This window comes from Micromonospora noduli (assembly GCF_003264365.1).
Taxonomy (GTDB): Bacteria; Actinomycetota; Actinomycetes; order Mycobacteriales; family Micromonosporaceae; genus Micromonospora; species Micromonospora noduli.
Genome location: NZ_PYAK01000044.1, coordinates 1 through 25,747, shown reverse-complemented (window position 1 = coordinate 25,747; position 25,747 = coordinate 1). Strand labels below are relative to the sequence as shown.

General features: G+C 71.0%; 26 protein-coding genes, 1 tRNA gene and 1 pseudogene. 14 read left to right on the top strand and 14 right to left on the bottom strand.

The features are described 5' to 3' along the window. Positions 1–111: 111 nt before the first annotated feature. Genes GUI43_RS25160 through GUI43_RS25150 form a run of 3 tightly spaced genes read left to right on the top strand, consistent with a single transcriptional unit; the run spans position 112 to position 2,664 of the window. Positions 112–939 carry an SCO6745 family protein gene (locus GUI43_RS25160; protein ID WP_112585858.1) on the top strand — a complete coding sequence of 276 codons (828 nt, stop codon included), beginning with the start codon at positions 112–114 and terminating at the stop codon, positions 937–939. A gap of 32 nt (positions 940–971) precedes the next feature. Beyond that, positions 972–1,625 carry an HAD family hydrolase gene (locus GUI43_RS25155; RefSeq protein ID WP_112602124.1) on the top strand — a complete coding sequence of 218 codons (654 nt, stop codon included), beginning with the start codon at positions 972–974 and terminating at the stop codon, positions 1,623–1,625. Positions 1,626–1,653: 28 nt separating this feature from the next. Further along, complete coding sequence (locus tag GUI43_RS25150; protein ID WP_112699932.1) at positions 1,654–2,664, top strand: NADPH:quinone reductase; 1,011 nt, start codon at positions 1,654–1,656, stop codon at positions 2,662–2,664. 183 nt (positions 2,665–2,847) lie between these two features. On the opposite strand, the gene GUI43_RS25145 is transcribed toward GUI43_RS25150, so the two are convergent. Beyond that, positions 2,848–4,482 (bottom strand): fatty acid--CoA ligase, encoded by a 1,635-nt coding sequence (locus tag GUI43_RS25145; RefSeq protein ID WP_181562630.1) that lies wholly within the window; start codon positions 4,480–4,482, stop codon positions 2,848–2,850. A gap of 71 nt (positions 4,483–4,553) precedes the next feature. Between GUI43_RS25145 and GUI43_RS25140 the strand changes: the two genes are divergently transcribed. Beyond that, a complete protein-coding gene (locus GUI43_RS25140) occupies positions 4,554–5,045 on the top strand; it encodes an NUDIX domain-containing protein (RefSeq protein WP_030334282.1) in 492 nt (163 codons plus the stop codon). A gap of 35 nt (positions 5,046–5,080) precedes the next feature. Here the strand turns inward: GUI43_RS25140 and GUI43_RS25135 are convergent, their stop codons facing one another. After that, a complete protein-coding gene (locus tag GUI43_RS25135) occupies positions 5,081–6,115 on the bottom strand; it encodes an aldo/keto reductase (RefSeq protein WP_112699930.1) in 1,035 nt (344 codons plus the stop codon). A 125-nt stretch (positions 6,116–6,240) separates the two neighbouring features. Between GUI43_RS25135 and GUI43_RS25130 the strand changes: the two genes are divergently transcribed. After that, positions 6,241–6,873 carry a TetR/AcrR family transcriptional regulator gene (locus tag GUI43_RS25130; protein ID WP_112585801.1) on the top strand — a complete coding sequence of 211 codons (633 nt, stop codon included), beginning with the start codon at positions 6,241–6,243 and terminating at the stop codon, positions 6,871–6,873. Between the two features lie 64 nt (positions 6,874–6,937). Here GUI43_RS25130 and GUI43_RS25125 read toward each other — a convergent pair whose 3' ends face one another. Both GUI43_RS25125 and GUI43_RS25120 read right to left on the bottom strand, forming a co-directional pair. After that, positions 6,938–8,614 carry an MDR family MFS transporter gene (locus GUI43_RS25125; protein ID WP_112585799.1) on the bottom strand — a complete coding sequence of 559 codons (1,677 nt, stop codon included), beginning with the start codon at positions 8,612–8,614 and terminating at the stop codon, positions 6,938–6,940. A 170-nt stretch (positions 8,615–8,784) separates the two neighbouring features. Continuing rightward, a complete protein-coding gene (locus GUI43_RS25120; RefSeq protein ID WP_112677663.1) occupies positions 8,785–9,327 on the bottom strand; it encodes a type 1 glutamine amidotransferase domain-containing protein in 543 nt (180 codons plus the stop codon). Between the two features lie 191 nt (positions 9,328–9,518). Between GUI43_RS25120 and rfaE2 the strand changes: the two genes are divergently transcribed. Continuing rightward, a complete protein-coding gene (gene rfaE2 / locus GUI43_RS25115; RefSeq protein ID WP_112699929.1) occupies positions 9,519–11,354 on the top strand; it encodes a D-glycero-beta-D-manno-heptose 1-phosphate adenylyltransferase in 1,836 nt (611 codons plus the stop codon). Beyond that, positions 11,351–12,229: a glycosyltransferase family 2 protein gene (locus GUI43_RS25110; RefSeq protein ID WP_112585793.1), complete on the top strand. Its 879-nt coding sequence runs from the start codon at positions 11,351–11,353 to the stop codon at positions 12,227–12,229. Before rfaE2 ends, GUI43_RS25110 begins: the two co-directional genes overlap by 4 nt. A gap of 1 nt (position 12,230) precedes the next feature. Here the strand turns inward: GUI43_RS25110 and GUI43_RS25105 are convergent, their stop codons facing one another. Genes GUI43_RS25105 through GUI43_RS25095 form a run of 3 tightly spaced genes read right to left on the bottom strand, consistent with a single transcriptional unit; the run spans position 12,231 to position 14,400 of the window. After that, the gene (locus GUI43_RS25105; protein WP_112602119.1) at positions 12,231–13,337 is read right to left on the bottom strand and encodes a glycosyltransferase family 9 protein; all 1,107 of its coding nucleotides are present in this window, start codon (positions 13,335–13,337) and stop codon (positions 12,231–12,233) included. A gap of 8 nt (positions 13,338–13,345) precedes the next feature. After that, positions 13,346–13,897 (bottom strand): Hsp20/alpha crystallin family protein, encoded by a 552-nt coding sequence (locus GUI43_RS25100; protein WP_112585789.1) that lies wholly within the window; start codon positions 13,895–13,897, stop codon positions 13,346–13,348. Next, positions 13,897–14,400 (bottom strand): DUF2231 domain-containing protein, encoded by a 504-nt coding sequence (locus tag GUI43_RS25095; protein WP_091395370.1) that lies wholly within the window; start codon positions 14,398–14,400, stop codon positions 13,897–13,899. Before GUI43_RS25095 ends, GUI43_RS25100 begins: the two co-directional genes overlap by 1 nt. 166 nt (positions 14,401–14,566) lie before the next feature. Between GUI43_RS25095 and GUI43_RS25090 the strand changes: the two genes are divergently transcribed. Both GUI43_RS25090 and GUI43_RS25085 read left to right on the top strand, forming a co-directional pair. Continuing rightward, positions 14,567–15,184: a pyridoxamine 5'-phosphate oxidase family protein gene (locus GUI43_RS25090; RefSeq protein ID WP_112585787.1), complete on the top strand. Its 618-nt coding sequence runs from the start codon at positions 14,567–14,569 to the stop codon at positions 15,182–15,184. Positions 15,185–15,288: 104 nt separating this feature from the next. Beyond that, positions 15,289–16,173, top strand: a complete 885-nt coding sequence (locus GUI43_RS25085; RefSeq protein WP_112699928.1) for a class I SAM-dependent methyltransferase — start codon at positions 15,289–15,291, stop codon at positions 16,171–16,173. Positions 16,174–16,255: 82 nt separating this feature from the next. Here GUI43_RS25085 and GUI43_RS25080 read toward each other — a convergent pair whose 3' ends face one another. Continuing rightward, positions 16,256–16,807 carry a DUF4240 domain-containing protein gene (locus tag GUI43_RS25080; RefSeq protein ID WP_244220431.1) on the bottom strand — a complete coding sequence of 184 codons (552 nt, stop codon included), beginning with the start codon at positions 16,805–16,807 and terminating at the stop codon, positions 16,256–16,258. Between the two features lie 31 nt (positions 16,808–16,838). After that, positions 16,839–17,246 carry a VOC family protein gene (locus GUI43_RS25075; RefSeq protein ID WP_112699927.1) on the bottom strand — a complete coding sequence of 136 codons (408 nt, stop codon included), beginning with the start codon at positions 17,244–17,246 and terminating at the stop codon, positions 16,839–16,841. Between the two features lie 71 nt (positions 17,247–17,317). On the opposite strand from GUI43_RS25075, the gene GUI43_RS25070 reads away from it, so the two are divergent. Beyond that, positions 17,318–17,962: a class I SAM-dependent DNA methyltransferase gene (locus GUI43_RS25070; RefSeq protein ID WP_112699926.1), complete on the top strand. Its 645-nt coding sequence runs from the start codon at positions 17,318–17,320 to the stop codon at positions 17,960–17,962. 84 nt (positions 17,963–18,046) lie between these two features. Then, a complete protein-coding gene (locus tag GUI43_RS25065) occupies positions 18,047–18,922 on the top strand; it encodes a patatin-like phospholipase family protein (RefSeq protein ID WP_112699925.1) in 876 nt (291 codons plus the stop codon). Positions 18,923–19,518: 596 nt separating this feature from the next. Here GUI43_RS25065 and GUI43_RS25060 read toward each other — a convergent pair. Then, positions 19,519–20,358: a hypothetical protein gene (locus GUI43_RS25060; protein WP_146762999.1), complete on the bottom strand. Its 840-nt coding sequence runs from the start codon at positions 20,356–20,358 to the stop codon at positions 19,519–19,521. Positions 20,359–20,450: 92 nt separating this feature from the next. Then, positions 20,451–20,825 carry a PadR family transcriptional regulator gene (locus GUI43_RS25055; protein WP_112699923.1) on the bottom strand — a complete coding sequence of 125 codons (375 nt, stop codon included), beginning with the start codon at positions 20,823–20,825 and terminating at the stop codon, positions 20,451–20,453. Positions 20,826–20,905: 80 nt separating this feature from the next. Between GUI43_RS25055 and GUI43_RS33990 the strand changes: the two genes are divergently transcribed. After that, on the top strand, positions 20,906–21,046 hold the full coding sequence (locus tag GUI43_RS33990; protein ID WP_170158785.1) for a hypothetical protein: 141 nt from the start codon (positions 20,906–20,908) through the stop codon (positions 21,044–21,046). 30 nt (positions 21,047–21,076) lie between these two features. Beyond that, positions 21,077–21,469 (top strand): annotated as a pseudogene (locus tag GUI43_RS34335) (tyrosine-type recombinase/integrase); the annotation flags it as partial. A 186-nt stretch (positions 21,470–21,655) separates the two neighbouring features. Here the strand turns inward: GUI43_RS34335 and GUI43_RS25045 are convergent. Beyond that, a tRNA-Thr gene (locus GUI43_RS25045) sits at positions 21,656–21,729 on the bottom strand. A gap of 144 nt (positions 21,730–21,873) precedes the next feature. On the opposite strand from GUI43_RS25045, the gene GUI43_RS25040 reads away from it, so the two are divergent. After that, complete coding sequence (locus tag GUI43_RS25040) at positions 21,874–23,628, top strand: metallophosphoesterase family protein (RefSeq protein ID WP_346265202.1); 1,755 nt, start codon at positions 21,874–21,876, stop codon at positions 23,626–23,628. 133 nt (positions 23,629–23,761) lie between these two features. Here GUI43_RS25040 and GUI43_RS25035 read toward each other — a convergent pair whose 3' ends face one another. Together GUI43_RS25035 and GUI43_RS25030 are read right to left on the bottom strand one after the other, a co-directional pair. Continuing rightward, complete coding sequence (locus tag GUI43_RS25035; protein WP_112585777.1) at positions 23,762–24,601, bottom strand: PSP1 domain-containing protein; 840 nt, start codon at positions 24,599–24,601, stop codon at positions 23,762–23,764. Between the two features lie 367 nt (positions 24,602–24,968). Continuing rightward, positions 24,969–25,649, bottom strand: coding sequence for a hypothetical protein (locus GUI43_RS25030; RefSeq protein WP_112602142.1), 681 nt, complete (start codon positions 25,647–25,649; stop codon positions 24,969–24,971). Positions 25,650–25,747: the final 98 nt, after the last annotated feature.

Below are 25,747 nucleotides of genomic sequence, written 5' to 3'. Positions count from 1 at the left end.
AGTAGGTTCGGCGTCACCCCGGGCGGTTCGCCGCCCGGGGTGAGCATCCGGAACCGGGACGCGGAGGTGCATGTGACGGCGCTGGACGAGCCTGGGCGGACCGCCCGGTCGATGTGGGCGTACTTCGAGCCGGTGCACACTGTCACCTACCTGCACCCCCGGGCCCGGGCCGCGTACGAGGCGGTCGGGCTGCGCGGCTACTGGCGCGGTTACTTCGCCGGCCGGGCCGCGCCGCTGGGAGCCGCCGAGGCGGCCCCGGTGATCGCCGCCTTCTTCAACTTCGCGCCGCCGATGGTGGCCCGCGCGCTGCCTGCGGTGTGGCGGTTGGCCACCCCGCAGGAGGCGCTGCGCGCCCGTCTGACCGGTGCCGTGCAGGCGCTCGCCGAGCTGACCTACGAGCTTCCGGAGTCGCACCTCGTGGAGGCCGCCGACCTGCTGGAGCGGGCCGCCGCGGCGGCGCAGACCGCCGGCCGGGTGCTCGGCGCTGCCAACGCGGCCCTCCCGGCGGGTGAATACCCGCTGGCGCGACTTTGGCAGGCCGCCACCACGCTGCGCGAGCACCGGGGGGACGGGCACGTGGCGGCGCTGGTGGCCGCCGGCCTCGACCCGGTGGAGACGCTCACCGGGCGGGTCGCGCTGGACGGTTCGCCGCCGCAGTACCTGCTGGGCCGGGGCTGGTCCGAGGAGCAGTGGCAGGCCGCCCGCGAGCGGCTCACCGAGCGGGGCTGGCTGACCGGGGACGGCGCGGCCACCGACCACGCCCGGGCCGAGTTCCAGGCCATCGAGGACGCCACCGACCGGGCCGCCGCGCACCCGTGGCAGGCGCTCGGCGCCCACGACACGGACCGGCTCCGGGAGCTGCTGGAGCCGATCGCCCGGTCCGGTCACACCCTGCTCCCCGAGGGCAGCCCGCTCGGTCTGCCCGCGTTGCCCGGCTGACCGGGCACCCACCGGTCGGGCAGGATGGGCCCGTGACTGATGCGGTGGTCTTCGACCTGGACGGCGTGATCGTGGATTCCGAGCCGGTGTGGGAGGAGGTCCGTCGGGCGTACGTGGCGGCCCACGGCGGGGCGTGGCAACCGGACACGCAACGCCGGCTCATGGGGATGAGCACCGGTGAGTGGGCCCGCTACCTCAGCGGAGAGCTGGGCGTCGACCGCACCGCCGAGCAGGTCGCCGTCGAGGTGGTCGAGGAGATGACCCGACGCTACCGGGACCACGTACCCCTCATCGACGGCGCCGACCAGGTCGTCCGCCGGCTGGCCGCGCGGTGGCCGCTCGGGTTGGCCAGTTCGTCGCCGACGCGGCTGATCGAGGCGGCGCTGGCGGCGACCGGCCTGACCGACGCGTTCGGCGCGACCCTCTCCACCGAGCAGACCGAGCGGGGCAAGCCCGCACCGGACGTGTACCTGAGCGTGGCGCAGCGTCTCGGCGTCGACCCGACCCGCTGTGTGGCGGTGGAGGACTCGTCCAACGGGGTGCGCTCCGCCGCGGCGGCGGGGATGCGGGTGGTGGCGGTGCCGCACGGCTCGTACCCGCTCGATCCGGACGCCGCCGGGCTGGCGGTGGCCACGCTGAACGCGATCGGTGAGCTGACCCCGGAGCTGGTGGATCAGCTGGGTTGACCCGGGTCGAGCCGGGTAGAGACCACGGATGAAGGCCATCGTGTACGAGCGCAACGGCGACCCTTCGGTGCTCGATCTGGTCGATCGCCCGGTGCCGGAGCCGGGTGCGGGCGAGGTATTGGTGCGGATGGCGGTCTCCGGGGTGAACCCGACCGACTGGAAGTCCCGCCGCAACGCCCCGCCGAACGGGTGGCAGATCCCCGGGCAGGACGGCGCGGGGGTGGTCGAGGCGGTCGGCGATGGGGTCGACCCCGACCTGATCGGTGAGCGGGTGTGGATCTGGGAGGCTGCCTGGCAGCGACAGTGGGGCACGACGGCGGAGTACACGCTGGTGCCGGTCCGGCAGGCGGTACGCCTCGGCGCCGCTCCGTTCGAGCTGGGCGCCGCGCTGGGCATCCCGTTCCTCACCGCGCACCGCTGTCTGACCGCTGGCGAGTTCATGCCGGACACGCTGCGGGCCGGCGCGCTGGCGGATCACACGGTGCTGGTGCAGGGCGGCGCGGGAGCGGTCGGCAATGCCGCGATCCAGCTCGCCCGTTGGGCCGACGCCACGGTGATCGCCACTGTGAGCAGCGCGGAGAAGGCCCAGCTCGCGGCCTCGGCCGGTGCCTCCTTCGTGATCAACTATCGGGAGCAGGACGTGGTCAAGGAGGTCCACAAGATCGCCCCCGACGGGGTCCACACGGTCGTTGAGGTCTCCCCCGCCCGCAACGCCTCGGTCGACGCACGGGTGCTGCGGCACGGCGGCGCGGTCTGCATGTACGCCGACAACGGCGGGGACGAGGTGAGCATCCCGATCCGGGCGATGATGGCGCCGAACGCCCGCTGGCAGTTCGTCCTGGTCTACACGGAGCCGAAGTCGGCCAAGGCGCAGGGCGTGAAGGACGTGGCGGCGGCGGCCAGCCAGGGTGGCATCCGGGTCGGCGCGGACGCCGGTCTGCCGCTGCACTACTACCCACTGGCGGAGGCGGCCGCGGCGCATCAGGCGGTGGAGGACTCGACTGTGGGCAAGGTGCTCATCAGCACCAGCGACGCCTGATCGGGTCGCCGACCACCCGATTTCCCCGTCAGCAGGACAGAAGCGAATAACTTTCGCAACAATGACGGTGCGGGTCACCCCGCGTGGAGCGGGCGGCCCCGGCGCGGTGCGAACGCCGGGGCCGCCCCTGGGGAGGGTTCAGGAGTACTCCCACCCCAACAGGCGACAGTGCCGGGGAAAACGTTACGGGGCTGTCAGCTCCCGGACACTCAGCTCGCCCCCGGCGTACCGCGAACGGACGACCTTCTTGTCGAACTTGCCGACGCTCGTCTTCGGCACCGTGTCGATGAACGCCCAGCGCTCGGGCAACTGCCAGCGCGCCACCGACCCGGCCAGGAAGTCCCGCAACTCCTCGGCGGTCACCGAAGCGCCCTCCCGGACCACCACGGTGGCCAGCGGGCGTTCGTCCCATCGCTCGTCCGGGACCCCCACCACGCACGCCTCCAGCACCGCCGGGTGGGCCATCAGCGCGTTCTCCAACTCCACCGACGAGATCCACTCACCACCGGACTTGATCACGTCCTTGGCGCGGTCGGTCAGGTTGATGTACCCGTCCGGCGAGAGGGTGCCCACGTCGCCGGTACGCAGCCAGCCGTCGCGGAACTTCTCCTCGTCCGGGGCGCCGTCACCGACGTACCGGGCGGTCACCCACGGCCCTCGGACCTCCAGCTCACCCACTGCCGTGCCGTCGGCGGGCATCGGGTCGCCCGACGGGCCGACGATCCGCGCCTGCACTCCCGCCGGCACCCGCCCCTGGGTGTAGCGGTAGCGCCAGGCCTGCTCACCGGTCGCACCGGCGGGCGGACGCGAGACCGACCCCAGCGGGGACATCTCGGTCATCCCCCAGGCGTGGATGACATCGATTCCGTGCCGCTCGTCGAATGCGTGCATCAGCGCCGGCGGGCACGCCGAGCCGCCGACGATCACCTCACCGAGCGAGGAGGTGTCCACGTCGTGGGTGTCCAGGTAGGCCAGCAGGTCGGTCCAGATGGTCGGCACCGCACCGGCCAGGGTGGGCCGCTCGGCGGCGATCATCTCGGCGATCGGCGCGGCCTGGAGGAACCGGTCCGGCATGATCAGCGACGCGCCGGAGAGGAAGGCCGCGTAGGGCAGGCCCCAGGACATGGCGTGGAACATCGGCACGATGGCCAACTCGCGGTCGGTCGGGCCGAGGCCGAAACCCTCCGGCATGCAGACCTGCAACGAGTGCAGATAGATCGACCGGTGCGAGTAGGCCACGCCCTTCGGGTTGCCGGTGGTGCCCGAGGTGTAGCAGAGGGCGGCGGCGTCGCGCTCGTCCACCTCGGGCCAGTCGTACGTGTCGGGCCGGTCGGCGAGCAACGCGTCCCAGTGGTGCACAGTGATCCGGTCGCCGGCCGCCGCCACCAGCGGCGCCGGGTCACCACCGCCGACCACCACGACGTGCCGCACAGTGGTCAGCTCACCGATCACCCGGGCCAGCAGCGGGATGAGCGTGCTGTCGACAAGGACCACCCGGTCCTCGGCGTGGTTGGCGATGTAGACGACCTGGTCGGGGAAGAGCCGGATGTTGAGCGTGTGCAGCACCGCGCCCATGCTCGGCACCGCGAAGTAGGCGACCAGGTGCTCGTTGTTGTTCCACATGAAGGTCGCGACCCGCTCGTCGCCGGTCACCCCACACTCGTCGCGCAGCCCGTGTGCCAGCCGGGCGGCGGCCCGGCCCACCTCGGCGTACGTCATCCGGCGGGGTTCGGCGCCCGTCCAGGTGACCACCTCGGCCGTGCCGTGCACCAGTGCACCGTGGTCGAGGATCCGGGAGATCTGCAGAGGGGCGTCCATCATCGTGCTACGCATGGGTAACAAGCTAGTGTCGGCGGTCACACGTTGGGAACCCCCGTAAGTTGTCGCAGGTGAGCATCTCCTGGGCCGACTCATACGTGGGGCAGTTGCGCGCGCTCGCCGGGGACCGGACGCTGATGTTCGTCGGCGCCCGTGCCGTGGTCAACGACGACGCCGGACGCATTCTGCTGATCAAACGCTCGGACAACGGCCAGTGGGCCATGCCGGCCGGCGCGATGGAACTGGGCGAGTCGATCGCCGACTGCGCCGTACGCGAGGTCCGTGAGGAGACCGGGCTGCGCGCGCTGCGGGTCTGCGCGTTCGCCCTCTACACCGGCCCGGACCGGACGAGCACAAACATGTACGGCCACACGTACCAGGTGTTCACGACGGCGTTCAAGGTGGAGGAGTGGGACGGGCAGTTGGCCCGGGTCACCGACGAGACCACGGACGCCGGCTTCTTCGCCCGCGACCGGTTTCCCGCCCCACTCTCCACCTCGGTCATCGAGACCCTTGCCGACCTGGACGTCTTCGAGCAGACGAACCGGCTCATCCTCAAGTAGGGCGGCCCCGGGGCCACCGGCCCCGGGGCCGTGCCTCACTGCGGCAGGCGGAGCCCGGCGAAGAACCCTTCCTGGATCCAGTTCGGGTACGCGACCGGCAGCTTGGTGGCCTCGTCCAGCTCGGTGAGGTCCTGCTCGGTCAGCGTGAGATCCGAGGCGGCGATGTTGTCGACCAACTGCTCGTGCTTGCGGGCACCGACGATCACGCTGGTCACGGCCGGTCGGGACAGCAGCCAGGCGACCGCCACCCGGGCCGGGCTCACCTCGTGCCGCTCGGCGACACCCTTGAGCACGTCGACCACGCCGAAGGCGTGCTCCGGGTCGAACGGGGTGAAGCTGGCGTACCCGGGCTGGGCGCTCCGCGCGCCACTGTCGGCGACGGCACCGTCCCGGCTGACCTTGCCGGAGAGGAAACCACCGGCGAGCGGGCTCCAGACGGTCAGCCCGACACCCTCGTTGAGCGCCATCGGCACCACGTCGCGCTCCACGTCCCGGCCCAGCAGCGAGTAGTACTCCTGCACCGAGACGAACCCGGCCAACTTCTCCCGGGCGGAGATACCCAGCGCCTTGGAGATCTGCCAGGCGGCGAAGTTGGCGGCGCCGATGTAGCGCACCTTGCCCTGCCGGACCGCGTCGTCGAGCGCGCGCAGCATCTCCTCCATGGGAGTGATCTGGTCGAAGTTGTGGATCTGGTACAGATCGATGTGATCGGTGCCCAGCCGGCGCAGGCTGTCCTCCAGGTTCTGCATGATGTGCAGCCGGGAGGTGCCGACGTCGTTCGGGCCGGGGCCCGTCCGGGAGTGCACCTTCGTCGCCAGTACGACGTCGCGACGCCGCTTGCCGAGCGCCTTGCCGAGCAGCTCCTCGCTCTCGCCGTCGCTGTAGCCGTCGGCGGTGTCGACGAAGTTGACGCCCGCGTCCAGCGCGGTGTCCACCAGCCGCTGCACCTCGGGCAGCGCCAGCCCACCCAGGGTGCCCCAGAGCGGGTGCCCGCTGCCGCCGAAGGTCATCGCGCCGAGCGAGATCTCCGAGACGTACACCCCGGTGGTGCCCAGCAGTCGGTACTTCACGTGTGTTGCTCCTCGTGGTGGGTCGGAGGCCGAGGTCAGGCACTCCGTGGTCACTATGTCGGACACTGTGTCCGGCAACGAGCGTACGTCGCCGAGCCGACCCCCGGCCACCTAGGATTCCGGCTATGCCCTCGATCACCCGCCGCCGCCCGCGCAACCCCGACGGACGCGCGGCCGTCGAAGCGCGGGTGCTGGCGGCCACCGAACGGCTCCTGAAGGAGGGGATCCGCTTCACCGACCTCGGCGTGCAGCGGATCGCCGCCGAGGCCGGCGTGGCGCGGTCGACCTTCTACACCCACTTCCGGGACAAGACCGAGCTGCTCATGCGCCTCGCCGGCACCATGCGGGAGAGTTCGTTCGACCGCACCGGCGAGTGGGACCCGGGCGGCCCCGGCGACCCGCTCACGCGGCTGACCGAGGCCTTCGCCGACGTGATCCGGATATACCGGACATACGCCCCGGTGCTGGCCGCGGTCAGCGAGGTCGCCGCGTACGACGAGGCGGTCCGGGAGTACTGGGCGGCCGGGCTGGAGCAGTTCGTGGCCCGCACCGTGGACGCGCTCCGGATCGAGCAGCAGGCCGGACGTACCCCCGCCGACCTGGACGTGACGACGGCCAGCCGGCTGATCGTGGTCGGCGGCGACCGCTTCCTCGCCGACCACGTCAGCACGACCTCGGCCGACCCCGAGACCGACGCGGCAGCCGCCCGGGAGTTGGCCGCGACCTGGTGGTACGGCGCCTACCGCCGCCCCGCCTGACCACCTGGACCCGGCCGACACCGACCGCCCCGGGGCGGTCCCGGGGCGGTCGGTGTCGAGACGCTCAGATCATCGTCTGCGACTTGGCCTCCATGTCGGCGGCGGCCTCCTCCTTCGACTCGCGGGTCAACGGCTTGCCGCCCGGAGCCGGGGCCTCCCCGCCGAGCGGGTCGGCACCACCGGTGGCACCCTGCGGGCCGGCACCCCGAAGCTGCGTGTTGGGCAGCGTCAGGGTGACCACCACCGCCACGATCGCGATCAGGCCGGCGGTCAGGAAGACCATGTCCAGCGCGTCGACGAAGGCGCCCTGGATGGCCGCACGGACCGGCCCCGGCAGGGCCAGGATGGTGGCCGGATCGTTGATCGAGATGTTGGCGCCGCCACTCGCCGCCACCGCGGCCTGCTCCTGCGGCGGGAGCTGCGCGATCGCGCCGGGCAACCGGTCGGCGAGTCCGCTGGTCAGCCGGGACGAGAGCACAGTGCCGAGAATCGCCACCCCGAACGAACCGCCAAGCGACCGGAAGAAGGTCGCCGAGGAGGTGCCAGCACCCAGGTCGCGTACCGAGACCGCGTTCTGCACAGCCAGGATCAGCGACTGCATACACAGACCCAGCCCGACGCCGATCACCACCATGTACCCGAACGCCACCCAGAGTGAGGTGGCCACCTCCAACTGGGTGAAGAGGAACATGCCGACCAGGAGGGTCGCCGAACCGGCCACCGGGAACCACTTGTAGCGGCCGATCCGGGTCATCGCGCGGCCGGTCAGGATGGAGGTGATGATGATGCCGGCCATCATCGGCAGCATCAGCAGACCGCTACGGGTCGGCGAGGCGCCCTTCACGATCTGCAGATACAGCGGAATGAAGATGATCGAACCGAACATCACCAGACCGATGATGAGCAGGGCCGAGTTGGCCAGCGCGAAGGTGGCGCTCCGGAACAGCCGCAGCGGCAGGATCGGCTCGGCCACCCGGGCCTCCTGGAGGACGAAGAGCACCCCCAGCACCACGCCGGCCACGAAGAGCCCGATGATCACTCCGGAACCCCAGGCGTACTCGTTGCCACCCCAGCTCAGCGCGAGCAGCAGCGAACTCACCCCGGCCACCAGCAGGCCGGCACCGAGCCAGTCGATCGAGTGGTCCCGACGTTCGAACGGGATCAACCGCATCACGTGGTAGCAGACGACGATGGCCAGGATCGCCAGCGGCACGTTGATGTAGAAGATCCACCGCCAGTCGGTCTCCGCAAAGTAACCGCCCACCAGCGGCCCGGCGACCGACGAGATCCCGAAGACCGCGCCGAACAGGCCCTGGTACCGACCACGCTCCCGGGGTGACACCACGTCCGAGATGATGGTGAACGCGAGCGTCAGCAGACCACCGGCGCCGAGACCCTGGATACCCCGGGTGACGATCAGCTGGGTCATGTTCTGCGACAGCCCGGCCAGCAACGACCCGAGCAGGAACGTGCCGATCGAGAAGAGGAAGACCGGCCGACGCCCGTACAGGTCGGCCATCTTGCCGTAGAGCGGCGTCGACGCGGTCGAGGCGAGCAGGTACGCGGTGACCACCCAGGAGTAGTGGTTGATCCCGCCCAACTCGCCCACGATGGTCGGCAGCGCCGTACCGACGATGGTCTGGTCGAGTGCGGCCAGCAGCATGCCGGTCATCAGGCCCAACATGAGCAGCCGGATCTGCTGACGGTTCAGCACCGGCGCATCTGAGGCTTCGGTGGTCATGTGGCCTTCTATCCCGCGAGCCGCAGAACATGCGCCGAACCACCAAAAAACCAACCCGGTACCGCACCCGCTCCGCGCTCCCGCCTCCTGGCGTTGATCAAGAGGTTTGCGTCATGACGCACCGCGTTCCTGACGCAAACCTCTTGATCACCGGGAAAGGGCTGGGGGCGTTAGGGGGTGGTGAAGGTTTTGGTGATTGCTGCGCAGAAGGCGGGGAGATCGTCGGGTTTGCGGCTGCTGGTCAGGTTGCCGTCGGTGACGCACTCCTCGTCCACCCAGGTGGCTCCGGCGTTGGTCAGGTCGGTACGCAGTGTCGGCCAGGAGGTGATCCGCCGGCCCCGCACCACGTCCGCCTCGATCAGCGTCCACGGGCCGTGACAGATCACGCCGACGGGCTTGCCAGCGTCGAAGAACGCCTTCACGAACCGCACCGCGTCCGGGTCGCCCCGCAGGAAGTCCGGGTTCGCCACCCCTCCGGGCAGCACCAGCGCGTCGTAGCCGGCGGCGTCGGCCTTGTCGACTGTGACGTCCACGTCGTACGTCTTGGAGTGGTCCAGGTGGTTGAAGGACTGGATGGAACCGGGCTTCAGCGAGACCAGCTCGGCCGTCGCGCCAGCGTTCTCGACCGCCTCGCGTGGCTGGACGTACTCGACCTCCTCGACGCCGTCGGCGGCCAGGAAGGCGATCCGCTTGCCCTGCAATGTCGCTGCCATCTCGGTACATCTCCTTTCCGAGGGGTACCTCAATCCCCTTCCCGCCCTCGAACGCCCGAAACAGGTCGGACAGGTTCGGACAGGTTCGGACCGGTGAGGACCGGTCAGGAGCCGCCGAAGACCGCCTGACCAGCGGCGGGACCGGTCGGCGCGCAGGTTTGTCCGCCAGACCGCTGGGGACCCCGGGAGGCATGGCAGGAGCAGCAGCGGAGCAGCGCCGGTTCGCCACCGTCGTGGAGAGCTGGCTCGGACGCCCAGTCCTGATCGTCGGTGACGCCATGTTGGACGAATGGCGGTTCGCCGACTCCGACCGGCTCTGCCGGGAGGCGCCCGCCCCGGTCCTCACCCTGCGCCGGCGGATCTCCGCCGCCGGTGGGGCCGCGAACACCGCCGTCAACGTCGCCGCCCTCGGCGGCCGGGCGGTGCTGGTGGCACCGGTCGGCGCCGACGTCGCAGGGGACGAACTGCACGACTGCCTGGACCGCGCGAGCGTCTGGGACCGCACTGTCAACCAGCCCGGGCGACCCACACCGGTCAAGCGGCGGATGTTGGCCGGCAACCAGATCCTGCTGCGTGAGGACTCCGGCGACCCGGAGGACGCGCTGGACCACGACGGGGTGAGCCGGCTGCTCACCGCCCTGAGCTGCGCCACCGAGGAGTTGCGCGCCGCCGCCGGTGGGGAGGCGCCGACCCTGGTGGTCTGCGACTACGGCCTGGGCGCGCTGCCCGCGCCGGTCCGCGCGTGGCTGGTTGAGAACCGCCAGCGGTACGCCACTGTCGCGCTGGACGCCCACGACCTGGCCGACTGGCGGGGCCTCGCGCCGACAGTGGTCACCCCCAGCTTCGCCGAGGCGACCCGGCTGTTGGCCCGCGCGGGCGGTACGACCCGACCGACCGGCGGGACCGAACTGCACCTGGAACACCCGGACGGCGACCCGGTCGACGGACCGTCCGAGATGACCGTCGGCGCGGCCCCGGGGGCGGTACGCGCCGACGACACCGCCGCCGAGCTGACCCGGGCCGACCGCCCGGGGCCGCTCGGCGAGCCCACCCCGGGTGAGGGACGGGTCGCCCTCACCGGTGACGGGCTCAGCGTCACCGGCACCGGCGTCACAGTGAACACCCGGGCCGGAGAGGGCGTCGACCGGGCCGTCCTGGCCAGGTCACGGCTGGCCGAACTGCGTGCGCACACCGGTGCCGACGTGGTGGCGGTGACCCTGGACACCGAGGGCGCGGTGGTCGGCGGCGCCGACGGGGAGCCACGACGCAGCCACAGCACTCCGGTGCCGGCAAGCCACGCCGTGGGTGCCGGCGACGCGTACCTGGCGGCGATGACGTTGGCCCTGGCGGCCGACGCGCCCCTGCCCACCGCCGCCCAACTCGCCCAACTCGCGGCCACCATCACCGTCTCGGACACCGGCACCTGCGTCTGCCGACGGGACGACCTGCTCGCCGCGCTGGACCAGCCAACCGAGACCACGAGCCACCCCGCGCTGGTCAGCGGCGACGAGTTGGACGCGATCGTCGCCGAGTACCGCGAGGCGGGACGGTCGGTGGTCTTCACCAACGGCTGCTTCGACGTGCTACATCGCGGGCACGTGCGCTACCTGGAGCAGGCCCGCGCGTTGGGCGACCTACTCATCGTGGCGGTCAACTCGGACGGCAGCGTACGACGGCTGAAGGGCCCGGACCGGCCGGTCAACCCGGTCGAGGACCGGGGTGCCCTGCTCGCCGCACTCGCCTGCGTTGACCACGTGGTGGTCTTCGAGGAGGACTCACCGGCCGCGCTGATCGAGGCGGTCCGACCGGACGTGTACGTCAAGGGCGGCGACTATCCGCCGGAGCTGGTGCCGGAGGCGCCGCTGGTGCGCCGGCTCGGCGGCCAGGTGCGCACCCTGGGGTACGTGCCGGACCGGTCCACCTCCGCGATCATCGAGCGGATCCGGTCGCACAGCCAGGACCCGTCGCCGCACACCAACGACCGGGAGCCCGACCCGTCGCTGCGCACCCGCACCCAGGCGTCGTGAACCGCCCCCTCGACCTCGGCACCCCGGAGGAGTTCCGCGCCGACCGGCTGGTCGACGTGCTGATTCCGACCCGGAACCGGCCCGCCGAGCTGGCCGTCACCCTGGGCGGGCTCGCCGCCCAGGACGGGGTACCCGGCTTCGGCGTGGTCGTCAGCGACCAGTCCGACGGGGACCCGGCGTACACGCATCCCGCCGCGGCAACCATGGTCCGGGCGCTGCGCCACCGGGGCCACCCGGTGCTGCTGACCCGCCGGCTGCCTCGACGGGGGTTGGCCGAACACCGGGCGTACCTGCTCGCCGCCTCGGCCGCCCGGTACGTCCTCAGCCTCGACGACGACATCTGGCTGGAACCGGGTGCGATGCACCGACTGGTCACCGCGATCGGTGAGCTGGGCTGCGGGTTCGTCGGCAACGGTGTACACGGGCTCTCGTACACCGACGACGTACGGCCGGAATCGCACGGCCACTACGAGGAGTGGGCCGGCCCGCCCACACCGGAGCGGATCCGACCCGACACCCCGGAGTGGAACCGGGCCCGGATCCACTCGGCCGCGAACCTGCTGCACATCACCGAGCAGTTGGCGCTGCCGCCGGGCGCGTGGCGGGCGTACAAGGTCTCCTGGATCGGCGGGTGCGTGCTCTACGACCGGGCCAAGCTCGTCGACGCCGGCGGCTTCGACTTCTGGCGTCGGGTGCAGGAGAAGCACCAGGGCGAGGACGTGGCCGCGCAGCTCGCCGTGTTGTCCCGCCACGGCGGCGCGGGCATCCTGCCCAGCGGCGCGTACCACCTGGAGTCCCCCACCACGGTCACCGACCGGGACGTGGAGGCTTGGGAGGTCGTCCTCGCCGACGAGGACACCCCGCAGCCGGCCTGACCTACGGGGTGAGCAACTCCCGGGCGGCTTCCAGCACCTCGATCACCGGTACGTCGGTCACGAACGAGTCCCGGTGCGGGCACTCACCGTCGCCGGGCCGGTGCGGATAGATGCCCGGTGTGCAGTCGACCCCGCAGACCGGGCAGTGCACGGTCCACGAGCTGATCGGTCGGTGCCGACCCCGCAGCGGGCTGGCCCCGTTGATCAGGTTGCCGACCCAGAAGATGCCCACAGTGGGCGCGCCCACCGCGGCGGCCAGGTGCAGCGGGCCGGTGTCGTTCGAGACGACCAACGCGCAGTCGGCGTAGCAACCGACCAGCCCGCCCAGGCTGAGCGTGCCCACCTGTGGGCGCACCGGCACCTGCGCCGCAGCGACGACCCGGTCCACCACCTCCTGCTCGGAGGGCGTGCCGGTGACCAGCACCTCGTAGCCGTCCTCGTGCAGCGCACGGGCCACCTCGGCGAAGCGCTCGGCGGGCCAGCGGCGGCGGGTGTCGGTGGCACCCGGATGCAACGCCACCCGGGGGCGGCTTGCCGGGCCGAGCACCTGGGCGGCCTCGGCCCGGTCGGCGTCGGTCACCGCCAGCGTCGGCGTGATGGTGGTGGCCGGCGCTCCCGCCAGCGCCACCACCTCCAGGTAGCGGATCACCTCATGCTGGTAGTAGACGTAGCGCAGCCACCGGTCCAGCGGCGGCGCGTCGTCGGTGCGCAGGCCGACGGTCAACCGGGCACCGAGCCGACCGATCAGCGGGTTGGAGTTGGCACCCCCGCCGTGGATCTGCACCGCCAGGTCGAATTCCGCACCGGCGGCAGCGGCCACGAAGTCGTCCATCGACGACTCCGGCTCGCCCGGCTCCGGCGTACGGATGCCGGCTGCCGGCGGCACCACCAGCACCCGGTCCACCGGGCCGGGCCGGTCGCGCCAGAGCTTCGCGTGCCACGGCGCCCCGAGCAGCACGATCTCCGCCGAGGGGTACGCGCTGCGCAACGCGTCCAACGCCGGCAGGGCGAAGATGAAGTCACCGAGCGCGTTGGCGCGCAGCACGGCGATCCGCCGCACGTCGGGAAGGCGCTCGGCGGTCGGACCGAGCACGGACGGGGTGACCACCCGACCCGCTACGGCCGGTCGATCTCGCCAGCGGTGTCCGGGCGGTGCAGCTCCCGGTCCGCTGCGGGATCGGCTGGCATCGGCGTACCCGTGGAGAGGTCGCCGGAGCGCGGCCCGGTGCGGCCGACGGTGATGGTGCGCGGCGCGGGCCGGGTCGCCCGTGGCAGCCGGACCCGGAGCAGGCCGTGGTCCATCACCGCGTCGATGGTGTCCGGGTCGACCCGCGCCGGCAGGTTGACCCGGTACTCGAAGCCGCGCGTCTCGAAGCCGCCGGGGATGCCCTGGTCGGCGTTGACCTCTGCCTCGGACCGGGCCCGCACGCACAACTCCCGGTCGTCCAACTCGACGGCCACCTCCTCCGGCGCCACTCCGGGCAGCCGGACGACGACCTCCCAGCCGTCCGAGGTCTCGGTCAACTCGACGTCGGACGTCCCGCCGCGACCACCCACCAGGCGACTCAACTCGGAGCGCAGCGACTGCAACTCCCCCATCGGGTCCCAGCCCTGCTGCCGGCTGCCGCGCCACCCCCGGCCGAAGCCGCCAAACTGCTGCTCGCTCATCACACCTCTCCGATCCGCTGGGTGGCCGCCGGCGGCCGTAGTGAGCTGGGCGCGTCCAGGCCGGCGTCACTGTCGACGCCCACACCGAGCCGGTCGACCAACTCACCACCGAGCCAGGCGCTGATGCCGAGAATCGCCAGCGCGACCACCTCGATGGCGACGAGTGCCCCGCCGGCGGCCCGGGAATCCGCGTTGAGCCGCACCGCCCACACGGCGGCGAAGAGCAGGATCACCGCGACGTTGGCGCCCGCGTGCAGCAGACCCACCCGCTTGGCGCGGGTGCCGGTCGGGATCGCCAGCAGGTCGAACGAGCCGGCCGCCGCGGCGAGCAGGCCGCCGATCAGGCCGACGGTGATGTTCCAGTACGCGACCTCGCCGAGGAAGTCGGGACCGCCGACGGTGTCCACCACGTCGAACAGCACCGCCGTGGCCAGCAGCGCGACCGGGAACATCACCAGCATCGGATGGACCGGGTGGCCCAGTACCTTGAGTCGGCTCTCCATCTCCCGGCCTCCACTGGTCGGCGTCCTGCGGAACGGTCTCGTGCGGCGAGCGCGTCGGGTGAGGCCGTACCCCCGGCAACCAGGCACAAACCTCGCGCTGGTCACGGCGGCCTAGGCTGACGACGGTGGTGCCCGCCACCGGGTCAACGGCTGAGGGAGGATCAACGTGACGGTGGAGATCACCTCGCACGAGGAGTTGCGCGAGCTTCTTGGCGTACCGAACGCGCGGGCCGCCAGCAAGGAACGCCCCCGGCTGCACGAACGGGACCGCGAGTGGCTCGGCGCCTCGCCGTTCTGTCTGATGGCCACGGCCGGCGCGGACGGCAGCTGCGACGTCTCGCCCAAGGGCGACCCGGCCGGGTTCGCCCTGGTGCTGGACGACACGACCATCGCGCTGCCCGAGCGGCCCGGCAACAGGCGGGCCGACGGCTACACAAACATCCTCGACAACCCGCACATCGGGTTGCTCTTCCTGATCCCCGGGCGGACCGACACGCTGCGGATCAACGGGCGGGCCCGCCTGGTCAGTGACGCGCCCTGGTTCGACGACATGGTGGTCAAGGGGCACCGGCCGGTGCTCGCCGTGGTGGTGGAGATCGAGCAGATCTTCTACCACTGCGCAAAGGCATTCCTGCGATCGGCGCTGTGGCGGCCGGAGACCTGGCAGCCGGAGGCACTGCCGTCCCGGGCACGCCTGATCAAGGAGGTCGAGGCCCCGACGGAGAGCCTCGAAGACCTGGAACGGCACTACGGCCCGGCGTACGCCACGAAGATCTACGTCTGACCCGCGCGGCGCGACAGGAACACCGTGCCGCCGGACGACATCGATTCGTCAACCTACGCTTACGGAAAGTCACGGCCCCGGAGGCCGCCTGATAGCTTTCGTCGATGGGCTCGGTAACTGAGCAGGATGCTTCTGGCCACGTTGATCGCGTCGCCGACTACTACGACGACAACACGCGTCGGTTCCTCCTGGTTGCCGAGAGCCCAGGCAGTGACGCCATCCATCGTGGCGTGTGGACGCCGGACGTCGCGAACACAGCAGCGGCCATGGACACCGTCAACCGCCTCATGATCGAGCGTTTGCGCGGGCACGTTCCTGCGGGAAGCGCAAGGGTGCTTGACCTTGGCTGTGGTGTCGGCGGGACGATGGTTCGCTTGGCCCGCGAGGTGGACGGGTTCGTCTCCGGGGTGACCATCAGCCGAGTGCAGGCCGAGATCGCAGCGAAGCGGTTCGCCCGCGAAGGACTGACCGACCGCTGTGACGTGATCTGTGCCGACTTCGCCGAGCTGCCCGCGGAACCGCACTACGACGCCATGGTCGCCGTGGAGGCGGTCGTTCACTCGCCGTCGCTGGAGAACCTGATCCCGTCCCTGGTGGCTCGGTTGCGCCCTGGAGGCCGCCTCATCCTGTGCGACGACTGGGCGACCGAGAAGGATCGAGGGCTCGCCGCTCGGGAGCGCTGTCTCGACCAGTTCCGCGCCGGCTGGCGCGTCGGAAGCTTGAATACCGTGGCTGAGCTGGTCGCCATGTCCGAGCGCGCCGGCTTGCGCTTGGTCGAGGACCTGGATCTCACCCCGTACCTGCACCTCGGTCGGCCCCGTGACCGCCTGATCAAGCTGGCTGTCGGCGCCACAGCGGTACTTCCACGGCTTCGCAACCGTCTTGTCGAGATGCCGTTCTGGGCCAACATGATTGGCGGTTCAGCGCTGCAGGCTGGATTGTCACGGCGTTGGCTGGAGTACCACTTGATCGTGCTTCAGAAGGCGTGAGGCTCTTGTGGCGCATCGAGCTGCCGCGACGGCGGCAGCCCACCTCGGCAACACGACAGTGACTGATTCGCCGGGCTCCCGGTCAGGCCGACCAGCCGGCCGGGTTGCCGAACGACTCGCGGGAGATCCCCGAGCCGGTCTCCGGCCACGAACCGAACCGGTCGTTGTGCAGGTGCGCGAAGAAGTAGCACATGCCTTCGCAGTCGGCGTCCAGCAACGCCATCGCGGGGTCGGCGCGAACCGCCTCGTAGTACGACCGCCCCAGGGCCACGATGAAGCCACGGGCGTAGAGGAAGCCGTCGTCCGACCCGTCGGTCACCTCGTGGATGTCCTCCCGATCAATGTCGTGCAGCTTGCGCTCCACCACCCGGTCGAGATCCGTCAACTCCTGCCCGGTCAGCTCGACGGTCAACTGCCCGAGGTGGTCCAGGAAGGCATCAAGCCAGGCGTCGATCGCGTAGGAGGGACCGTCGTCGTCGCCGTTGTCGCCGGCGGGGTCGCGCTCGACGAGGGCCTGCCTCAGCGCCAAGGGCTCGGCGCCCAACTCGGCCCAGGCCGCCTCGATGAGTGCCCACAGCCGGGCCTCGTCGGCGGGGGTGGGCAGCGTCCCAGGGGCATCAGTGGTCACGGTCACCGTCGGACCGTAACCACCACCACCGACGGTTTCAGGACCCCGAATCGGCGGACACCATCCACAAGTGACCGTCAGGGTCTGCGAAGACGCCCGCGTACGCCCAGGGTTGGTCTGCCGTCTCGGTGATGATCTCGGCGCCGGCAGCGCGCGCCCGCTCGACGAACGCGTCCACTTCGGCCGGCGCAGCGACACCAAGGTTGAGCAGGCATTCGCTCTGACCCCTCGGGGCGACCTCGTGTCGGCCGATAACCCAACCGAAGCCGCCGGTCGGGATGAGCATCAGCCGCAGCCCGTCGTTGACCACGAACTGCAACGGCTCCGGGATGCCATCGTCGGCCAACTCGCCCACGGCGTCCAGGCCGAGCCCGTCGCGATAGAAGCGGTAGGAGGTAGCCCGATCGGCGATGGGCAGACTCACGGTCACCGTTGCGGAAGTCATGGGTAGACGCCTCCAAACTGTCGGTCCGGCAAGATCAGGCATCAGTGTGTCGCTGAATTAGCGTTGGACTTGTGACCGTAGACGATTGGTTGACAGCGACCCGCACCTCCTACGACACGGTCGCGGTCAGCTACGCGCACCTGGTACGTGACCTCCTGGCGGAGGCACCGTACGAACGAGCCGCCCTGGCATCGTTCGCCGAGCTCGTGCAGGGTGCCGGCGGCGGGCCGGTCGCGGATGTGGGCTGCGGGACGGGGCGAATCACCGCCCACCTGCACACGCTCGGCGTCGACGCCTTCGGGGTCGATCTCTCGCCCGGAATGATCGCCGTGGCCCGCCGTGACCACCCGGAGCTGAGGTTCGAGGTCGGCTCGATGACCGACCTCCAACTGGCCGACGGTTCGGTCGCCGGCCTGGTCGCGTGGTACTCCCTCATCCACATCCCCGACGACCAGATCGACGTCGTGTTAGCCCACTTCCGGCGGGTGGTGCGCCCCGGTGGCCCGCTGCTGCTCGGCTTCCACGTGGGCGACGAAACGACCCTCAAGACAGAGGGCTACGGCGGGCATCCGATGAACGTGCACGTCCATCGTCGGCAGCCAGCCCAGGTGGCCGCCTGGCTGCGCCAGAGCGGATTCACTGTCGACTCGCAGACCACCGTTGTCTCGCCGGAGAGCCGGCTCGGCGGCATCCTCGTCGGGCGGCGCGAGCCCTGATAGCTCGTTGTCGATCCTTCCTCGCCACTGTTAGCCTAAACCGCGTACAGCGTTTGCAGTATTCGACTTCGAACGGGGCGACCGATGACGGACGACGCGCGGCCCGTCTGGGTGCTCGGTGGCGGTGGAGTGGCCGGCATCGCCTGGGAGGTCGGCATCCTCACGGGGCTCGCCGACGAGGGAGTGACAGTGGCCCCGGAGGCCGTCCTCATCGGCACCAGCTCCGGTGCCGTTGTCGGCGCTCAGCTCGCCAGTGGCACCCCACTGGCGGAACTCTTCGAGCGCCAGCGCGGCGGTCTCGCCCACGAAACCTCATCCGCACCGGGCCTTCTCCACCTGCTTCGGCTCGCGCGGGCACAACTGTTCGCGCGCAGCCCCGAGCGGGCCGCTCGCCGCCTCGGCCGACTCGCCCTCGCCGCCCGCATCGACGACCCGTCCCGGCAGCGTCGGACAGCCGAAGCCCGACTGCCCAACCACGCCTGGCCGGACGACGTGGACCTTCGCATCGTGGTCGTCGACACCGGGACCGGCGCCAGCCGCACCATCACCCGGCACGACGGCGTCCCAATGGTGGACGCCGTCGCCGCGAGCTGCGCCATGCCGATCTCCGCGGCCCCGGTCAGCATCGGCGACCGCCGCTACATGGACGGCGGCATGCGGTCGACCCTCAACCTCGACCTCGCCCCCGGAAACGGCCCGGTCATCGCCCTCGCGCCGAGCACCGCCGCGATCGGGCCCTGGGCGCGCATCGACAAGCAGCGAGCCGCGCTGGGAACGGGTCGCCGGGTGGAGCTACTGCTCCGGGACCCGGCCTCCAAACGAGCGCAGGGGACCACCGTGATGGACCGCTCCGTCGTGCCGGCGCTCGTGGCCGCAGCCCGCGAGCAGGGCCGACGCGAGGCGCCCCGGGTGGCCGCCGCACTTGCGGAGACAACGCCGGGACGGGAAGCGCGAGGCTGAGACCCCAAGCCTTCGCGTGCCGTCGTTCCGTACACGACAGGCACGGTGGCGGTTCCCAGCATCGGCGCCGCGCCTACCGCGGGCCATCGCCCACCGGGTTCAGCCGTTGGGCTTGTAGTGGTACGTGCGCCCACCGACCCCCTGGGTGAAGCCTTCCGGCCACAGGTCAAGCGACAACGCGGTGTCAACGACGATGGCCATGGCGATCCCGGTCGGCTCGACAGGTACTGGCGTGCCCCCAGGCGACAGGTCGTCGGGCACCCAAAGGTCTACCTGATGACCCGAACCTGCGCGCCGACGTAGTTCGTCGCACAACGCCTCAACCGACTGCGGCACACTCATGCGCAGATGACATCACGGGCGGTGTCCGGGCACCCGGGGAGTCCTCGCCTGCCTCGTGGTGCTGTCCTGCGTTCCGGTGGCGGCGCCGTGATCGACCTCAGGCAGGTGTACGACGGGAGCCCGGGACGAGGACGGGCAGAACCTGGCAAAAGACGCTGCGGGGATGCCGCAGGGGGCGAGTGGTCAGTCGCTCTCGCGGACGGCCCCTACTCGCGACCCACCCGCCGACGTCGGGCCGAGGCGTACCGGTGGTTCTACTGCTCGATTTGCGCCGCCCGCCGCCGGGCGCGCTGGGTCTGCCAGATCACCGCGACAAGCAGCGCGGCCACCGCCACCACCAGTGACATCGCGGCCCATTCGAGTGCCCCGCGCCTGCTGTCGTACATGGCCTCCATACCGGTCTTCGGCCCGAGCAGCAGCACTGGCCCGAGTAGCAGGATGGCAGGCCACCAGGCCCGCCGGTCTCGCCGGGCGGCGAGGACCACCCCGGTGACGATGAGCGCCAGGAGCAGCATCATGCCGAGAAGTACGTCGTACCGAAGGCCGTATCGCGATCCGACCAGCACCATCGTCGCTCCAGCCGCGATGACGGAAGCGGTGACCGCGGCGCTTCGGTAGCCGTAGCGGGGGGGCATCGCCAGCGCGAACAGGCCGAGCGCGATCTGCGGCACAAGCACGAACAGGTTCGGCTCGTGGAGTGAGGTCAACTCTGTTGCCGGGACCACCACGACGACCACGGCCACGCCGATCGTCACGACGGTCGCGACCGCGACCGCCCATCGGCCGAACCCGGCGAGCCCGGCCGGCAGCACGAGGATCCAGGCGATCCACGCCAGCGCGCCGAGAGTGTGGAACGGCCCCAGCATCGGGGCCTCGACACCGTACTGATCAGGATTCGGGAACACCTCCGTGAGGATCAACCCCACGGTGGCCATCATCATGGCCGTGACCAGAGCGATGGTGCCGGTGAGCGGCAGGGCGTCGACGAGGCCGCCGGCGTTGCGAGCCCGGAGACGTTGGCGCAGGCCACCGGCGACCAGGTCGGCGACATCACCGGGACGCGGCCAACGCTGGCCGGCAGGTGAGAGTTCCATGTACGTCTCCACAATCTCGACGCCCCGGTCGCGTCGGTCGGCGGCGGGGTACCAGCACAGGAGTTTGGTGTAGCGATGACGCAACACGGACGTCACGCGACACCGCCGGCGAGGTTCGGACCGAGCGGTGCGGTCAGGGGTTGCGCGGCCGCACGACCATTGAGGCGGCTGGTTGCCGCCTCAACGGCCCGGCGCATGCGTTCCGTCTCGGCACGCAGCAATGAGAACCCCTCCTTGGTGAGGCGGTAGTACTTGCGGGCGCGGCCATCGACGATCTCGTTCCGGTCCACTGTCACCAGCCCGTCGTCGGCCAGCCGGTCAAGGGAGCCGTACAGCGTGCCGGGCCGGATCGACAACCGACCCTGCGACAACTCGGTCACCTTCAGGATCAGCCCGTAACCGTGCATAGGTCCCTCCGCCAGGGCGGTCAGGATCAAAAAAGTGGGCTCCTGTAGCGGTGTCTTCATGCGCCGACCTTATGCGCGCGAAGATATCTTCGCAACGAAGGTATTAGGTAGGCTGGCTGGCGTCATCAGGGCCGGCGGACGTGGCCGCCCTGCTCCACCCGCGCGTCGGCACGGTCAAGGCCACCCGCCACAAGGCGTTGCGCAAGATGCGCCTGGAACTTCAGGGCACACCGATCGACGGTCTGCCGACCGCGGCGCGGGAAGGGATCCAGAGCCGATGAAGGCCGAGACGGATCTGCACCAGGCGATGGATGCCGTCGCCGCCACCACACTGTCGCTGGACACAGCCACCCTGCTGGCCCGAGGCAAGCGGGACCGCACCCGCCGGAGGGCTCTGCTCACGGGAACTGTTGGAGGGCATGCCGAAGAACCATCAGCGTCGGTCGGTACCGATTCCGCGGCTCCTCGTCGACGAGTTGGCCGCGCACGTAGCTGGGAAGCGGCGCGAGGATTTGGTGTTCACCGCCCCGAGCGGCGGGCCGCTGCGCAACACGAACTTCCAGCCTCGGATCTTCGCGCCGGCTGCGGCATCGGTTGGGATGGCCGGTCTGACTCCGCACGACCTCCGGCACACGGCGGCGAGTCTGGCCGTGACGGCGGGCGCCAACGTCAAGGCGGTGCAGCGGATGCTCAGGCAGGCCTCGGCGTCGATGACGGTAGACGTGCACGCCGGGCTCTTCAGTGGCGGTCTGGACGCGGTCGCCAACCGGCTGGACGAGGCGGTCGCGGCGCGGGATGCGGACTGTTCGCGGACTGGCACGTCCGGCGGCGCTGTAGTGGACCTTGAGCAACGGCAGAAGCCCAGGCCAATGACCTGGGCTTCTGTACCGAGCCGCCTGACGGAATCGAACCGTCGACCTACGCATTACGAGTGCGTCGCTCTAGCCGACTGAGCTAAGGCGGCAACGATCAGCAAGTGTACGGCACCCCGGCGGCACCGACCGAACGGGATACCCCCGTCGCACCAGCCAGCACCAACCGGACATCGGCCGCCATCTGGACGCTTACCGGACAGCGGATGATCGGGTCCGGGACTACGCTGCGGCGGGTGAGCGACGAACGCGACCATCCCGAACGTCAGGTCGAGCCCACCGAACGCCCTGGCCGTGCGCCGGCCGGTGAACGCGCCGCCCATCGGCCGCGTAGCACCGACCCCCTGGAGCTGGGCTTCACACCGCGCAAGCCGGTGCCGTGGCTGGCGCCGTTCCTGCTTATCAGCACCGGCATCCGGACGCTGCTGGCGGTGCTCTTCGGGGCGTACCTCGACAAGCGCGAGTTGCAGAACGCGTTCGGCGACGGCGTCTTCCACCAGGTCGGGCCGGACGGCGGCCTGTGGCTCGACTACGTGGCCGACCTCGGTGACGGCTTCAACGCCACCTACTCGGTGGCGTACCTGCTGGCGCAACCCGAGCTGACCGTCGACGGGCACCGCCTACCCCGCGCGCAGACCCTGGTGATGGGCGGCGACCAGGTGTACCCGTCGGCGGCCTACGCCGCGTACGAGGACCGGTGCAAGGGCCCGTACCAGGCCGCCCTGCCGGTGGCGCCGGCCGAGAAGCCGACGCTCTTCGCGGTGCCGGGCAACCACGACTGGTACGACGGTCTCACCGCTTTCCTGCGGTTGTTCGTCCGCTCCCGTGACCGCAACTTCGCTGGCTGGGGCACCGGGCAGTCCCGCTCGTACTTCGCTGTGGAGTTGCCGGCCGACTGGTGGTTGCTCGGCGTGGACGACCAGTCCGGCTCGTACCTGGACGACCCGCAGCTGGCCTACTTCGACGAGGTGGCCCGGCGGCTCGGGCCGGAGTCCAAGGTGATCATCGCGGCGCCTGCGCCGACCTGGGTCAAGGCCGCCGACAACCCCACGGCGTACGACTCGATCGACTACTTCATCCGCACGATCATCGACCCGACCGGGGCGCGGGTGCGGCTGTTGCTCTCGGGCGACCTGCACCACTACGCCCGCTACTCCGGGCCGGACCGGGAGCTGATCACCTGCGGTGGCGGCGGCGCGTACCTCTACCCCACGCACAAGCTGCCGGAGCGCATCGAGGTGCCACCGCGGGACACGCTGGCCCGCAAGGCCAGCTCCGCCCAGCCGTACGACCTGGTGGCCCGTTACCCGGACGCCGCGCGGTCGCGCCGCTACGGCTGGGGCATCTTCCCCCGGTTGCCGTTGCGCAATCCCGGCTTCACGACGCTGCTCGGCACCCTGCACACCCTGCTGATGCTGGCCATGGCCGGTGCGACGGCGAACTGGGCCGACAGCACCAACCAGCGGCTGTTCAGCGTCCCGCTGGTGGTGATGGTGCTCGTGACGGTGATCGCGGCAGCGCTGTTCGCCAAGCCGCCGAGCGCGAGCGGCAAACGCCACGCGCGGCACTGGATCCTCGGCGTCGGCCACGGCGTGGCGCAGGTCGCCCTGGGGGCTGCCGGCACCTGGGTCTGGTTGGCGCTGCCGTTCTACGACTGGCCGTGGCCGCTGCCGGCGGTCGCCGCCGCGGTGCTCTACGGCCCGGTGATCGGGCTGGTCGCCAGCCAGCTGGTCGCGGCGTACCTGCTGGTGGCCGGCTCTTTCGGAGTGAACGTCAATGAACTCTTCGCCGGCCAGGGCATCGAGGACTCCAAGTCGTTCCTGCGCTTGCGCATCGACCCGGACGGCACGCTGACCATCTACCCGGTGGGGGTGGACCGGGTCGCCCGCGACTGGCAGGTGAACCCCGACCAGTCCCCCACCCAAAGTTGGCTGACCCCGAAGTCCCCCCTGACCCCCCACCTAACCGAGCCCCCCACAGTCCTCCGCTAACCCACCCCACCCCACCCCACCCCACCCCACCCCACCCAAGTTGATCAAGAAGTTTGCGTCACGACGGACCCGAATCCTGACGCAGACCTCTTGATCAACTGGGCTGGGCGGGACGGGCGGGAGCCGGGCGGGGTTAGGGGGTGTAGTGCTGGTCGTGGGCTTGGCGGGGGGCGCAGACGGAGGCTCGGGAGCAGGAGCAGCGGGAGCCGTCGGCGTCGAGGCGAACCGTCACCGCGTCTCTCGGGACGCTGTGGCCGACGACCCGGCCGTCACCCTCGGGGGTGGAGACCCGGCTGCCGACCGCCGGGGCGGTCTCCTGAAAGCGCTGGTACAGCGGGTGCTCGTACTTCAGGCAGCACATCAGCCGACCGCACGCGCCGGAGATGCGCAACGGGTTGAGCGGTAGGTCCTGGTCCTTCGCCATCCGGATGGTCACCGGCTCGAAGTCGGTGAGGAACGTGGCGCAGCACAGGTCCCGACCGCAGGAGCCGATGCCGCCCTGCACCCGCGCGGAGTCGCGTGCGGAGAGCTGACGCAGCTCCACCCGACAGTGCAGGGTCGCGCCCAGGTCGCGGACCAGGGACCGGAAGTCCACCCGGTGCGGGGCGGTGAAGTACACGGTGCTGCGCTCGCCGCCGCTCTCGGCGGAGCCGAGCACATGGTCGACCGCCACCACCTTCATCGGCAGGCCGTGCGAGCGGATCAGCCGTTTCGCGGCCACCTTCGCCTCGGCCTTGCGCCGACGCAACGCCTCGTCCCGGCGGAGGTCGTCGTCGCCGGCCAGCCCGACCAGGCGGGGGAAGCCGTCGGTTTCCTCGGTCACCCACTGCGCGGCCCACACGCACTCCGCCACCTCGGGCCCGTCATCGGTGGGCACCAGCACCCGGTCGCCCACCTGCGGACGCAACTCGCCCGGGTCGAGGTAGTAGAGCCGCCCGTACCGGTTGAAGCTGACCGCGCAGAGCATGCCCATCCCCCCACCCTACGACGGGTCACGGCGCAAGGCGCACCGGCCGGCTACGCCCCGCTGGCATTCATGACGGTCGACTTGACCTATTGCCGGGCGTCCCGTCGTGCCGTTGCTGCTCGCCCGGACGGTTGAATCCGGGGCCGGGCAGGAGACAAGACGGGCCTCGGCGGCGTTGAGTGGAGGCAGACCTGCGGGGGGTGCAGGGGGAAGACCACGGCGTCGCCGTGGGCGCCGGCTCAGGTCAGGCGCCCGCGAGCGACGCCGTGGGCTGTCCGAGGCAACGCAGCCACGGCCGGAAGCCGAATCCGAGGTGACGCGACCGCAGCCAGAGGTCCCGGGGACCCGGGCACGACCGGAGGGCCGGGCTCGGTTACCAGCCGACCCGGGTGGGCTGGTCGTAACGGGGTCGTCCGTCCGTTGGCGGACGCCACGCGGACTCGGCCAGGCTCGGCGCCCACTGACGCAGCAGCGTCTCCGCACCGTCGTACGCGACGCAGAGCACCGCCAGCACCCGTGCGCCGATCTCGGCGGCGTCGGCCGCACCGGGCCCGACCGGCCCGGGGCGCATCGACGCACCGGTGGCGGTGGCGGCGACCACGGCGACGGCTTCGGCCGAGCGGAGCACGTCGGCCAGGGTGCGGGCCAGCGCGAGACGGCTGCCCTCCACCCAGTCGGCGAGGGCGTCGGCGTAACCGGCTGTGGATTCGAGTCGCCCGACCAGGCTGTCCGGCCCCTCGTCGAGGTGACGCAGCAGCGCCGCCCGCTGTTGCCCGTACGCCGTGGCGGCCGGACCGGACCAGAGCACCGAGTCGGTGAGCGCGGCGGAGACGTCGTCGTACCCCCGGACGAGCCGGCGCACCGCGTGGCCGGCGCTGGCGAGCGGCACCGGGTGCAGGTCGAGGAAGCCGCGGACCGCGTCGCCCGGCAGCACCTGCATGCGGCGCAGCAGCGGCCAGACCCGGTGCCCCTCGGGGACGCCGGCCGCGATCAGCCTGTCCACCCGGCGGAGCAGGTCGAGGCCGGGCTCGGCGAGCCGGTCCAGCGCATCCATCACGGTTCCCCGGTGAGCCGGCGGCGGGCCGCCCGGTCGACCTCGGCGTAGCGGTCGGCGGCCTCCCGCACGGCCGCCGCGGCGGCGGCCAGTCGACC